This window comes from Kribbella sp. NPDC056861 (assembly GCF_040687575.1).
GTDB lineage: Bacteria > Actinomycetota > Actinomycetes > Propionibacteriales > Kribbellaceae > Kribbella.
The window spans coordinates 609,039-620,987 of record NZ_JBFBNQ010000005.1 but is presented as its reverse complement, the minus strand read 5'-3'; the positions used below and the strand labels follow the sequence as shown (position 1 = coordinate 620,987).

General features: G+C 68.6%; 13 protein-coding genes. 3 read left to right on the top strand and 10 right to left on the bottom strand.

Annotated elements, in window-relative coordinates:
* The first annotated feature begins 65 nt into the window (after positions 1–65).
* Positions 66–1,406 carry an MFS transporter gene (locus tag AB0P21_RS27180; RefSeq protein WP_363700032.1) on the top strand — a complete coding sequence of 447 codons (1,341 nt, stop codon included), beginning with the start codon at positions 66–68 and terminating at the stop codon, positions 1,404–1,406.
* Here the strand turns inward: AB0P21_RS27180 and AB0P21_RS27175 are convergent.
* Entirely contained in the window at positions 1,387–2,565 is a 1,179-nt protein-coding gene (locus tag AB0P21_RS27175) for a hypothetical protein (protein ID WP_363700031.1), read from the bottom strand. The genes AB0P21_RS27180 and AB0P21_RS27175 overlap by 20 nt on opposite strands.
* 233 nt (positions 2,566–2,798) lie before the next feature.
* Here AB0P21_RS27175 and AB0P21_RS27170 point away from each other — a divergent pair, with 233 nt between their 5' ends.
* A complete protein-coding gene (locus AB0P21_RS27170) occupies positions 2,799–3,005 on the top strand; it encodes an antitoxin (protein ID WP_363700030.1) in 207 nt (68 codons plus the stop codon).
* Positions 3,006–3,009: 4 nt separating this feature from the next.
* Here AB0P21_RS27170 and AB0P21_RS27165 read toward each other — a convergent pair whose 3' ends face one another.
* Positions 3,010–3,561 (bottom strand): hypothetical protein, encoded by a 552-nt coding sequence (locus AB0P21_RS27165; protein ID WP_363700029.1) that lies wholly within the window; start codon positions 3,559–3,561, stop codon positions 3,010–3,012.
* A 66-nt stretch (positions 3,562–3,627) separates the two neighbouring features.
* Here AB0P21_RS27165 and AB0P21_RS27160 point away from each other — a divergent pair, with 66 nt between their 5' ends.
* Complete coding sequence (locus AB0P21_RS27160; protein ID WP_363700028.1) at positions 3,628–4,677, top strand: biotin/lipoate A/B protein ligase family protein; 1,050 nt, start codon at positions 3,628–3,630, stop codon at positions 4,675–4,677.
* A gap of 3 nt (positions 4,678–4,680) precedes the next feature.
* Here AB0P21_RS27160 and AB0P21_RS27155 read toward each other — a convergent pair whose 3' ends face one another.
* The 8 genes from AB0P21_RS27155 to xdhC form a co-directional block, all read right to left on the bottom strand.
* The gene (locus AB0P21_RS27155; protein WP_363700027.1) at positions 4,681–5,445 is read right to left on the bottom strand and encodes an IclR family transcriptional regulator; all 765 of its coding nucleotides are present in this window, start codon (positions 5,443–5,445) and stop codon (positions 4,681–4,683) included.
* Positions 5,446–5,515: 70 nt separating this feature from the next.
* Entirely contained in the window at positions 5,516–6,766 is a 1,251-nt protein-coding gene (locus AB0P21_RS27150) for an aldolase (RefSeq protein WP_363700026.1), read from the bottom strand.
* 10 nt (positions 6,767–6,776) lie between these two features.
* Positions 6,777–8,126 (bottom strand): 8-oxoguanine deaminase, encoded by a 1,350-nt coding sequence (locus AB0P21_RS27145; RefSeq protein ID WP_363700025.1) that lies wholly within the window; start codon positions 8,124–8,126, stop codon positions 6,777–6,779.
* The gene (pucL, locus tag AB0P21_RS27140; RefSeq protein ID WP_363700024.1) at positions 8,123–9,028 is read right to left on the bottom strand and encodes a factor-independent urate hydroxylase; all 906 of its coding nucleotides are present in this window, start codon (positions 9,026–9,028) and stop codon (positions 8,123–8,125) included. The genes AB0P21_RS27145 and pucL overlap by 4 nt, the downstream gene beginning before the upstream one ends.
* Before the next feature lie 7 nt (positions 9,029–9,035).
* Positions 9,036–9,356, bottom strand: a complete 321-nt coding sequence (gene uraH, locus AB0P21_RS27135; RefSeq protein ID WP_363700023.1) for a hydroxyisourate hydrolase — start codon at positions 9,354–9,356, stop codon at positions 9,036–9,038.
* Positions 9,353–9,844, bottom strand: a complete 492-nt coding sequence (gene uraD, locus AB0P21_RS27130; RefSeq protein WP_363700022.1) for a 2-oxo-4-hydroxy-4-carboxy-5-ureidoimidazoline decarboxylase — start codon at positions 9,842–9,844, stop codon at positions 9,353–9,355. The genes uraH and uraD overlap by 4 nt, the downstream gene beginning before the upstream one ends.
* The gene (gene guaD, locus AB0P21_RS27125) at positions 9,841–11,124 is read right to left on the bottom strand and encodes a guanine deaminase (RefSeq protein ID WP_363700021.1); all 1,284 of its coding nucleotides are present in this window, start codon (positions 11,122–11,124) and stop codon (positions 9,841–9,843) included. Before guaD ends, uraD begins: the two co-directional genes overlap by 4 nt.
* Entirely contained in the window at positions 11,121–11,948 is an 828-nt protein-coding gene (gene xdhC, locus AB0P21_RS27120; protein ID WP_363700020.1) for a xanthine dehydrogenase accessory protein XdhC, read from the bottom strand. Before xdhC ends, guaD begins: the two co-directional genes overlap by 4 nt.
* Position 11,949: the final 1 nt, after the last annotated feature.

Genomic DNA, 11,949 nt, shown 5'->3' with positions numbered 1-11,949 from the left:
CGCGCGGGTGAGGTGCTGGTCACTAATGGATGACTGGGGCGAACACGCGGGCGTAAGTGTGGAGGATGGTCAGTGCGAAAGCCTTGGTCTTCGTCGCGCTCGTGGTCGCCGCCGTCGGAAGTCTCGGCTCGCCGCTGATCACCAGAGTGGCGACCGACCTGGACGTGTCGTTGGCGGCAGCGCAGTGGACGCTGACCGTGACCTTGCTGGCCGGTGCGGTGGCCACGCCGGTGCTGGGACGGCTGGGGGCCGGTCCGCATCGGCGGGAGGCGATTCTGGTGACGCTGGGCGTGGTCGCGGCCGGCAGTGTGCTGACGGTCGTGCCGTTGCCGTTCGCGTTTCTGCTGGCCGGGCGGGCGGCGCAAGGTGCTGGACTGGGGTTGACCGCGTTGATGATGGGCGTTGCCCGGGATCACCTGCCGGCGGAGCGGTCGGCGAGGGTGATCGCGCTGGTGTCGGTCGCCTCCACGATCGGGATCGGGGTCGGGTATCCGCTGGCCGGGTTGCTGACCCAGGTGGCTGGGCTGCGTACGGCGTACGGGCTGGGGTTGGTGGTGAGTTTGGTTGCTTTGGGCACCGCGTGGCGGCACATCCCGGCGGCGCCGGCTGAGCGGCGCGCGAAGGTCGATGTCGTGGGCGCCGTGCTGCTCGCTGCCGGGGTGACGGCGCTGCTGATCGATGTCAGTCAGACCAAGCTGTGGACGCAGCACCTAGCTGTTGCCTTGGGCATCGGTGTGCTGGCGGTCGGGTTGCTCGGCTGCTGGGTGGCGTGGGAGCGGCGGCAGTCGTCGCCCCTGGTCGACCTACGGCTGTTGCGGTTGCGGGCCGTGGCGGCAGCCAACGTGACGATGTTCCTGGGTGGGATCGGCATGTATCTGCTGCTGACCCTGATCACCCGCTACGCGCAGACCCCGAGTACTGCGGGCTACGGGTTCGGTCTCTCGGTCTTCGAGGCCGGGCTCATCCTGGTGCCGTTCTCGGCGCTGGGATTCGTGGCGGGCAAGCTCAACGCGCCGCTCGGCAAGCGGTTCGGGGCGCGGAGGTTACTCAGCGGCGGCGCGATCGCGGTGCTGGCCGCCTGTCTGCTCTTCGCGACCGCCCGCGGGCACCTGCTTGAGGTGGTGCTGGCGATGGCGCTGCTCGGTTTCGGTGTCGGCGTCTTCATGGCCGCGATGCCTGCGGTGATCCTGGCCGTGACACCGGCCGACGAGACCTCCAGCGCGATGGCGGTCAACCAGGTGGTGCGCAGCGTCGGGTTCTCCCTGGGCAGTGCCCTCGGGGGACTCGTTCTCGCTGCGCACACACCGGTCGGCCAACTGGTTCCTACCGGCAACGGCTACACCGTCGCCGCCCTGCTCGGCGTCATCGCACTGGCGGTGACTGCGGTCAGCGCGTGGTGGTCTTGAGGCTGTCGTACTCCTGCTGCGTCATTTCCTTCAGCTCGCTGGCCGGCGTGCGGGTCTTGGACTGGGTGCTGCCGCCGCCGACGTCACCGCCACCGAACTTGATGTTGGCCCAGTTGTTCTGAGCCGACAGGGTGGTCTTGCTGGTGTCGCCGTTGATGCTGGTGGAGGCGGTGTCGACGGTGTCGCCGTCACAGTTCCAGTCGATGCCCGCGTTGGCCGCGCCCGAGGTCCGGGTGGTGCCGTCCGGGCACTTCCACTTGGTCTTCCAGGTCGAGGCGGTGCTGGAGTTCAGGCCGACCGACTCGCGCAGGCTGGTCTCGGTCAGCGCGGGCGGGGCGAAGTTCGAGTAGCTGAACCAGCTGGCGCCGCTGGTGCGCGGGACGCCGTCGAACTGGAAGAAGTAGTTCATCACGCTGAGGTAGTTCGGCTTGTAGTTCACGTGGTCGGTGCCGCCGTGGGTCAGGCCGAGGTCGTGCCCGAGCTCGTGGATGAAGGTGCCCACGTTCCGGTTCTCGGTCACCGTCCAGTTGCACTTCGGGCCCATCGTCACGATGAAGGTGTCGTTGGGGATGTTGAAGGCGTTCCCGCTGCTGCAGGTGTTGTCGTAGTCGTCGGCCCAGAGCATGTAGTGGAAGACCGCCTTGCGGGCCGGCGCGAAGTTGGCGTTCTTGATCGCGTCGGTCTGCGCCTCGGCGGGCTGCAGGTTGCTGTCGTAGGGCACCTGGTTGCCGCCGCCGAGGTTGTACGCCGCGCCGGCGGCCGCGCCACCGTCGAGGTGGATCCTGATCCCGGTGCTGCCGTCGGGGTTGCTCACCGGCGCGTTGGCGAAGGTCTGCACGATCCGGTCGAAGGCGGCCGTGGTGGCCAGCCGGCCGCTCATGTAGTCCATCTCGACGAACAGGTCCTTCTTGTTCGGCGAGGCGCCCATCGCGGGCAGATTGACGTCGACGACACCGTCGCCGTTGGCGTCGTACCCGTTGGTCTCCCAGGTGTCGGGCAGCGAGTCACCGTCCGTGTCGGTCGCCGCGGGGGTAGCGGCGAGCGGGGCGGCGGTGGGCTGGTCCGGCGCCAGGCCGGCGACGGCGCCACTCGCGGCGGCGGCGGTCAGGGCGAGCGAGGACAGCGTGGCGAGCACGACGGGGCGGGGGCGGAATCTCATCGGTCTCCTCAGGGGCAGGGCGTTTCCACAGAGTGCAGTTGGTTGCCCACTCAGCGCAATGGTGATCCGGTAATGCGAGGGGTTTCCTGCACGTCTGAACACTGGGCCAACACTGCGGCGAGGACTTGTGGCCGGGGTGGGTGGTCCGGTAGGAAACGTGCATCGATGACATCGGCAACGACTGGCGCTCTGCGGAGGGAGTGGCCGGGGCCGACTCCGAAAGGGAAACGGGAATGAACCTGTTCGACAACATCAAGGACAAGGCCGAGGGCCTGGTCGACTCGCAGGGCGACAAGATCGGCGAGGGTCTCGACAAGGTCGGCGACCTGGTCGACGAGAAGACCGGCGGCAAGTACGGCGACCAGATCGACTCCGGCGTGGACAAGGCCAAGGACGGCCTGGACAGCCTCGATGGTCAGGACGACGACATCAACAACTAGTTCGTCAGTCTGTAGGGACGGCCGCGGAGGATTCCTCCGCGGCCGTCGCGTTGTCGGACAGCAGCACGATCCGCCGGCGGAGGCGGCCCGGCGTCATCGCGAACACGACGATCAACGGGACGTAGCAGAGCGAGAAGAGCAGCTTCCAGGGGTCGATGATGGCGTTGCCGACGACGCTGACCAGCATCAGAGCCAGACCGATGAGCATGATGGGCCGCGTACGCCGTACCTGCCGGAGCTGGTGCTCGGCGATCCGCAGAGCGGCTGAGCGGATTTCAGGGTCGGCCGGGACCGGACCGGACCAGGCAGCGCGGAGCGCCGGTCGCCGCAGGGCCGGCGAAGCGTCGCCGAGCGCCTTGTCCTGGATTCGCCATCTCGTCCTGAGGCCGAAGGTCAGCGCGACGGCCACCGCGAGGCCGAACACCACTGCGGTAACGGCGGTCCACAGCCAGGAGACCCCCGCAAACGCGCCGGCGCCGAAGGCGAGAGGTGTCGCTGCCAGCCAGATGAGCAGGCAGAGCACGGGGGTGGGCAATGACCTCCAGCGATCGACCATGGCTGATCATCTCGTCTGAGAGGGTCCAGCGGAACATCTGTTGGGGCCGAGTGGTTGGCTACTGGTGTGCATGGTGAATACAAGGTTCCCGGTGGCAAGTTGGTGGTAGCCGATCTCGACGTCGTCGACGAGGTGGTGCGACGGGCTCAGATCAGTGGCGACTTTTTCCTCGAACCGGATGAAGCGCTTGACCGGATCAACGGCGCGCTTTCCGGGGTGCACGTCGACGCGCCGGTGGCGCAGCTCGCGGCTCGGGTGCGGGGCGTGCTGGGGGACGGGGTCGAGATGATCGGGTTCTCGCCCGAGGCGGTCGCGGTCGCCGTACGGCGGGCGCTGACCGGCGCGACCGCGTGGACGGATCACGCCTGGGAGTTCGTGCACGACGTACCGCGGGAGCCGGCTCTGCAGATGGCGCTCGACGAGGTGATCGCCGAGCAGGTCGGGGCGGGGGAGCGGCCGCCGACGCTGCGGATCTGGGAGTGGGCCTCGAACGCGGTGATCATCGGGAGCTTCCAGTCGCTGGCCAATGAGGTCGATCGGGACGGTGCTGCCAAGCACGACGTGACTGTGGTCCGGCGGATCAGTGGTGGCGGGGCGATGTTCGTCGAGCCCGGCAACACCATCACGTACTCGCTCTACGTGCCTGAGTCGCTGGTCTCCGGGCTGTCCTTCGTTGACTCGTACGCGTTCCTCGACGACTGGGTGGTCGGTGCGCTGAACGAGCTCGGTATCGCCGCGACGTACCAGCCGATCAACGACATCACCTCGCCCGCGGGCAAGATCGCGGGCGCCGCGCAGAAGCGGTTCGCCGGTGGCGCGGTGCTGCACCACGTCACAATGGCGTACGACATGGATGCCACCAAAATGCTGCAGGTACTGCGAATCGGCCGCGAGAAGCTGTCCGACAAGGGCACCACGAGCGCCAACAAGCGGGTCGATCCGCTGCGCAGCCAGACCGGGCTGGAGCGCGCCGAGGTGATCAAGCGGCTGGCCGGGACGTTCGCCAACCGCTACGGCTTGGCCGCCGCGACCATCGATGACGAGACCCTGGCCGAGGCGCAGCGCCGGGTCGAGACGAAGTTCGGTACCGAGGAGTGGCTCACCCGGGTGCCGTAGACCTCACTGGAGATCGTCGGAGAACGCCTTCGCCGCTTGGGTGAGGAACGGAACCGCCTGCTGCAGAAGCTCTTCCGTCATCCGGCCGGCTGGGCCTGAGATCGACAAGGCCAACCGGGACGGCGCATCAGGAACCGGTACTGCGACACAGCGAACGCCCTGCTCCTGCTCGCCCTCGTCGGTGGCATAGCCACTGGTCTCGGCCTGCCGGAGTTGCTTGGCGAACTCGTCGGGATCGGTGATGGTCGTCGAGGTGTGCTTGGGCATGCCGGTGCGGTTGAGGAGTTCGCGGACCTCGGGCTCGGGCAGCCGGGACAGGATCGCCTTGCCGACGGCGGTGCAGTGCGGGAGGACCCGGCGGCCGACCTCGGTGAACATCCGCATCGAGTGCCGCGACTGGACCTGCGCCAGGTAGACGATCTGGTCGCCGTCGAGCATCGCCAGGTTGGCCGATTCGCCGAACTCGTCGACCAGCCGGGCCAGGTGCGGCCGGGCCCAGATGCTCAGCATCTGCGAGGAGGTCTCGCCGAGGCGGATCAGCTTGGGGCCGAGCACGTACTGGCGGGACGGCTCCTGGCGCACATAGCCGAGGTCGACCAACGTGCGGACCAGCCGGTGGATCGTCGGCAGCGGGAGTCCGGAGGCGGTGGCCAGCTGGGACAGCGCCATCATGCCGCCGGCGTCGGCCATCATCTCCAGCAGCGCGAAGGCGCGCTCGATGGACTGCACGCTGCCGGAGCGGCTCTTGGGACCAGGCTCTTCCGTCACGACGCTGCCACCCTCCTGAAGTTTCCGGATGATGGAAGTTTAGCGTCAGCTGGCGGAAGAGCCTGGGATCTCAGGCCCGCAGTGGGCGACGGGCGAGTTTCGCCAGGCCCGCGGTGTCGACGCCGATGAGCTGGTCGAGCTCGGTGGTGTCGAGCGCGCCGCACTCGAGGCCACGGAGGACGAAGCCGGCCAGGGCGGCTGCTGTCGCAGGCTCGTCCAGGTAGCCGGAGTCGCCGCCTTCGACGTACGCGCGGAGGCGGGCCGCCGCGGTGGCGAGGCCTTCGCGGTAGAAGAGGTAGGTGGCGACGTACCGGCTGGGGAGCTGCGCGGGGTGCATGTCCCAGCCTTGGTAGATGCCACGCACGAGGGAGCGGAGTACGAGGCGTTTGTGGAGTTGCCAGGCCGCGTGGACCTGCTCCTGGTCGCCGATCGGGAGGACGTTGGTGGAGCCGTCGCAGACGAAGACGCCGGTGCCGGCGGCGGCCAGTTGCATCACGTTCTTCGCGTGGTCGGCGACTGGATGCTCCATGCTCTGGTACGCCGCCGCGATGCCGAGCGAGGCCGAGTAGTCGTAAGTGCCGTAGTGCAGTCCGGTGACGCGGCCCGCGCCGGCGCTGATCATCTTCGGCAGCGGGGTGGTGCCGTCGGCTCCGAGGATCGCCTGCGGGGTCTCCACCTGGATCTCGAACTTCAGGGAGCCCTGAGCGACCTTGTGCTCCCACTCGATCGCGTCGAGCACCACCACCATCGCCTCGATCTGCTCGACCGACGTGACCTTGGCGAGGGTGATCACGAAGCCGTCGGTCACCGCCTCGGCGCGGGCCAGTTCGCCCACGAACAGGTCGAGGGTGCGGATCCCGCGCCGGCGGCTGGGCGCTTCGAGGGACTTGATCCGCAGGCCGTGGTACGGCGGTGCCGTGCGGGCGTGGACGAGTTTCGCCAACGCACGCGCCGCGTTGAGCGCGTCGGCGTCCTCCTGCTCGTCGGGTCGGGTGCCGTAGCCGTCCTCGAAGTCGATGCGCAGATCCTCGATCGGCTCGCGCTCCAGCTTGGCGCGGACCCGGTCGTGCACCTCGGCGGCGTGGTCGGCGGGCAGGTCCAAGGTCGCAGCCAGCTCAGTGGCCGATTCGCCGTGCTTGTCGAGAGCGGCTTGCGCCTCGGCGGCCCAGTCAGCGGTCGTGTCGGCGTCGAAACGATCGCCCGGCACATAGACGGTGTGGATCGGCTGGCGGACTCCGCGGTCGCCTGGGTAGAGCGAGGCCAGTACGGCGTCCGCTGGTGCCAGTTGCTGATCGAGCTGGGTAAGAAATGCGTCTTCCACGGGGCGCCTCTCAGGTTGCTGCGACGACGAGCTTGTGCTGGGTGCTGGCGACTCGGCGGGCCAGGGCGGGTTCGTCGATGGTGACGACGGTGTCGTGTTCTACCACGGGTTGGCCGTTGACCAGCAGGAGTTCCAGCGGGGGTGGGGAACCGAGGACGAGGGCGGCGACCGGGTCGGGGATGCCGGCGTGGGCGAGGGTGTCCAGGCGCCAGACGGCCAGGTCGGCGAGTTTGCCCACCTCCAAGGAGCCGATGTCCTTGTCTCGACCGAGGATGCGGGCGCCGTCGAGGGTCGCTAGCTCCAATGCTGAGCGAACGTCGAGTGCCTGCGGGCCGCCGCGTGCGCGGGCGAAGAGCAGGGCGTGCCGGAGCTCCTCGAGCAGGCTGCCGGCTTCGTTGCTGGCGGCACCGTCTACGCCCAGGCCGACCGGGCAGCCGGCGGCACGGAGGTCGGCGACTCGGGCGATGCCTGCGCCCAACCGGGCGTTCGAGCTGGGGCAATGGGCGATGCCGGTGGCTGATGCGCCGAGCCGCTTGATCTCGGCGTCGTCGAAGTGGATGCCGTGGGCGAACCAGACATCCTGGCCGGTCCAGCCGAGGTCAGCGGCGTACTCCGACGGAGTACAGCCGAATCTCTCGTCGCACCAGTCGGCCTCGTCGGTGGTCTCGGCGAGATGGGTGTGCAGGCGGACGCCCTTGCGACGGGCGAGTTCAGCTGCCTCGCGCATCAGGTCGGCGGTGACGCTGAAGGGGGAGCAAGGGGCGACGACGAGCTGCAGCATCGAGTCGGGTGAGGGGTCGTGCCAGCGGTCGATCGCGGCCTCGGTGGCGGTCAGGATCTCGTCGCGGTCCTCGACCACCGAGTCGGGCGGTAGGCCGCCGTCCTTCTTGCCGAGGTCCATCGAGCCACGGGCCGGATGGAATCGCAGTCCTATTTTGGAGGCGGCGGTGATCTCCGCTGCCAGCACATCGCCGCCGTCGCGCGGGAAGATGTAGTGGTGGTCCGCGGCCGTTGTACAGCCGGAGCGGGCGAGCTGAGCCAGGGCGCCTTGCGCGGCGACGTGGACGGACTCCTCGTCGATGCCTGCCCAGATTGGGTAGAGGGTGTTCAGCCAGCCGAAGAGGGTCGCATCGACGGCCAGTCCGCGGGTCACCCATTGGTAGAGGTGCTGGTGGGTGTTGACGAAGCCGGGGGTGACGAGACAGCCGCTGCCGTCGATCACCCGCGCTCCGTCGTACGCCGGCGCCGGCCCGGGGCCGACCGCAACGATTCTGTTGCCGTCGACAACGACGTGGCCGGAGGTCAGTTCGCGACGGCCGGGGTCGAGGGTGACGACCGTCGCGTGGTCGATGACTATCAACAGAACCCCGGTGTGGCGTGCCAGGCCGAGCCCGGGTCGGTCGCGTCGTCGCGGACCACACTGGCCTCGATCAGGCCGTACGGGCGGTCGGCGGCGATGAAGACCTCGCCCGGGTTCTCGACCTCGAACGGGCTCAGGTCGACCAGGAAGTGGTGCTTGTTGGGGGCCGAGAACTTGATCTCGGCGACCTCGGGGTGCCGCTCGAGAACGGCTTCGCCCATCCCGTACAGGGTCTGCTGCAGAGCGAGGCTGTGGATCTTGGCGAACTGCTCGAGCAGCAGGCCCTTGATCTCGTCGTACGACTTGTCCCAGTCGACGTCGGTGTGGTCGTAGCGCCAGCGGGCGACGAGTGAGGTCGCGAGGATACGGTCGTGGGTGTCCGGCAGGGTGGTGTACTTGTCCCGGCGGAAGCCGTGGAACTCGGAGCCGGTCGACTTGAGCAGGGTGAGGTCGCGGATGCCGGAGACGACGTGGGTTCTGCGGTCGGCGCCGCGGCCCTCGACGTTGACGACCGTCGTACGGATGCCGCTGCCGCCGCGGACGAAGGAGTGGTCGTGGCCGGCGCCGTCGACGGAGATCCGCTCCCAGGCGTACTCCTCGATCTCGACCCGGGCGCCGTCGGCGGCCTCCGAGGCGGTCAGGAAGTGGTCGCCGAGGGTCAGGGCGAACTCCTCGATCGAGTCGATGCCCTTCTCCTTGGCGAACGCGAAGGCGGTGTTCTTCTGGCTGTCGGTCGGCAGGACGTCGGACTGGTCGCCGGTGGTGTGCGCGTTCTCGAACCGGCCGCGGAGCGCGGAGGAGACGTTGAGGTCGCGGATCTGGTGCCGCGGGGTGTCGCGGTAGATGCGGACGACGCGGCTCTCGGCCTTGCCGTACTGGTTGGGACCCAGGTGAATGGCCATGGCGGGGTCAGCTCCCTCTGTAGGTCGAAAAGGCGAACGGGCTGAGCAGCAGGGGGACGTGGTAGTGCCGCTCGTCGGTGATGGTGAAGGTGATGGTCACCTCGGGGAAGAAGGTCTCTTGGTTGGTCGCCGCCGCATATCCCGCGGTGTCAAAGGTCAACTGATAGTTGCCTGGTTCCAATCGACCACTGGTCAGTTCTTTGATGCGGCCGTCCTGATCCGTCACACCGCTTCCCAGTTCATCTACTACTGATTTGAGAGTGACTTTGATGCCTTGGGCTGGTTGGCCCAGGGCGGTGTCCAGGACGTGGGTGCTGAGGGTGCTCATGGGATGACCTTGGTGAGGCGGAGGAGGGCTATTTTGCGGAGCTCTTCGTGGACCACGGCGGCTTCGGTGGCGGGGTCGTTGGTGAGGCGGGCGCGGAGGTTGGTGAGCATCTGGTCGGCGGTGAGGCCGGTGGCGCAGATCAGGAAGACGCGGCCGAAGCGCTCTTCGTAGGCGTGGTTGCCGGCGGTGAGCGCGGCTCGGGTGGCCGGGTCGTCGCCTACGCCGGACTGCTCTTTGCGGGACCACGCGGCTTCGGTGGTTCGGCCTTCGGCGCGGTCGCCGATTCGGGGGTGGGCGGCGAGCGCTTGGGCGACCTCGGCGTCGGTGAGGGCGCGAGCGGCTTCGTCGGCGACCTTGGTGAGGGTTTCGAGATCGCCGTACGGGCGGGCAGCGAGGATCGCCGCGACCCAACTGGGGACGTCGCAGCAAGCGGCGAGTACCGGGCGTAGCTCGTCGGGGGGAGCGGTGTTGAAGTGCTCGAGATTCATCGCGCCTCCAGGAGTTGGCCGTCGATCCACACGGCTTGGACATCAGCGGGGGTGCCGAGGGTGAAGACTCTGGCCAGCGCGTCCTCGGCGTCCTCGGCGTGCTCCAGACCGACCGCGAGCGGAGAACCGTCAGCCGGGCGCAGGAGCTGGGCGTCGAAGCGTTTGCCGACGCTCAGGTCTCCGACCTCGTCGAGACCCAGCGCGGTGGCTCCGGCTGTGGTTGCCAAGTGCAACAAGTGCGCGGAGTTCAGGGCCAGCCCGTGGTCGCCCATCAGCTGCTGGCAGAAGTAGGCCTGCAGCCCTTCCTTCAGCAACGAGAAGCCCGTACCGGCGCCGACGTCCGAGCCGAGTGCCACTCGGACGCCGTGATCGAGATGCCGGCCGAGTGGGAACAGCCCGCTGCCCAGCACGGCGTTGCTAGTCGGGCAGTGCGCGACCGTGGCGCCGGAGTCGCCGAGCAGCTTCAGCTCGACGTCGGTCGGGTGCACGTTGTGGGCGAGCACGCTCCGGCGATCCACCAGCCCGTGCCGGTCGTACGTGCTGACGTAGTCGCTGCCGCCGAACAGTTCGGCGACAGTCGCGATCTCCGCCTCGTTCTCGTTGAGGTGCGAGGTGAACAGCGCTCCCGGGATCTCGTCGAGCACGGTGCGGCAGGTCGCGAGCAGGTCGTCGGTGCAGGACAGCGAGAAGCGTGGTGTCACGGCGTACCGGTTGCGGCCGACGCCGTGCCAGCGGGACGCCAGCGCGAGCGACTCGGTGTACGCGCGCTCCGGGGTGGTGAGCAGGTCGGCCCGGATGATCCGGTCACTCACCACCAGCCCGCTGGTGATCCGCAGACCGACCCGCGAGGCCGCGGTGAAGAGCGTGTCCACCGCTTCGGCGAAGTGCGCGCCGAAGACCAAGGCGCTCGTCGTACCGGCTGCCGCGAGTCCGCGGACGAACTCGTCGGCAACGCTCGACGCGTACGCCGCGTCGGCCATCCGCGCTTCCTCGGGCAGCGCGTAGCGGTCGAGCCACTCCAGCAGCGGCATCCCCATCCCGCCGACCGCGCGGATCTGCGGGAAGTGCACATGCGTGTCGACGAACCCGGGCAGGACCAACCCGCCGGTCAGGTCGACGACCCGCTCGGCCGGGTGCGCGCTGCGCAGCTCCGAGAAGCCGCCGCGGGCCGTGATCACCCCGTCCTCGACAAGCAGGGCGGCGTCGGTGGCGACCCGCAGCGCGCCACCGGTGAACGGGTTGTCTGGAGTATCGAGGAACGTGCCTCTGAACAGCGTCATGCTTCTGCCTCACGGTGAACCGGCGCGGAGTTGCGCTCGGCAACGAACAGTTGGAGCAGCCAGGCGGCCACGCTGACCGCGATCACGGCCGGCTCCTTGCCGGGCAGGTCGGACAGCCCGATCGGAGTCGTGATCGTGGCGATCGCCTCGGCCGAGTTGCCGTCCTCGGCCAGTTTGTGCCGGAACCGCGCCCACTTCGCGCGGGAGCCGATCAGGCCGATCGTGGCGAGTTGGCCGTTGCGCAGGGCTGCGTCGCAGAGAGCGGCGTCCTCCGCGTGGTCGTGGGTCATCACCAGGGCATGGGTGCCCGGGGGCAGCTCACCGACCACCAGTTCGGGGAGTACCGGTACGTGATGGACGTGCACTCCCGCGACGGCGTCGGCCAGGACGGCGAGCCGGGTCGGGGCGAGTTGGTCTGGCCGCGAGTCGATCAGATGGAGCTCGATGTCGTGGCGGGCGAGGATGCGGGCCAGCTCCAGACCGACGTGGCCGAGGCCGAAGATCGCGACCGACGGGACGACTGGGAGTGGCTCCAGGAGGAGCTTCACTTCGCCGCCACAGCATTGGACTGCTTGCTGGTACGGCGCTTTGTCGGACAGCGCGAACTCCAGTACTTCGGGCTCGGTCGTGCCGGCGGTCAGCAGGGCGCGGGCGTGGTCGATGGCGACCATCTCGAGGTTGCCGCCGCCGACCGTTGCCCAAACAGCCTCGGCCGAGACGACCATCTTGGCGCCGGGATCGCGAGGGGAGTGGCCGCGGACGGAGAACACGGTCACCAGGACGCCGGGGCGGCGTTGTTCGCGGAGGGTCTGGACTGCTCTCATC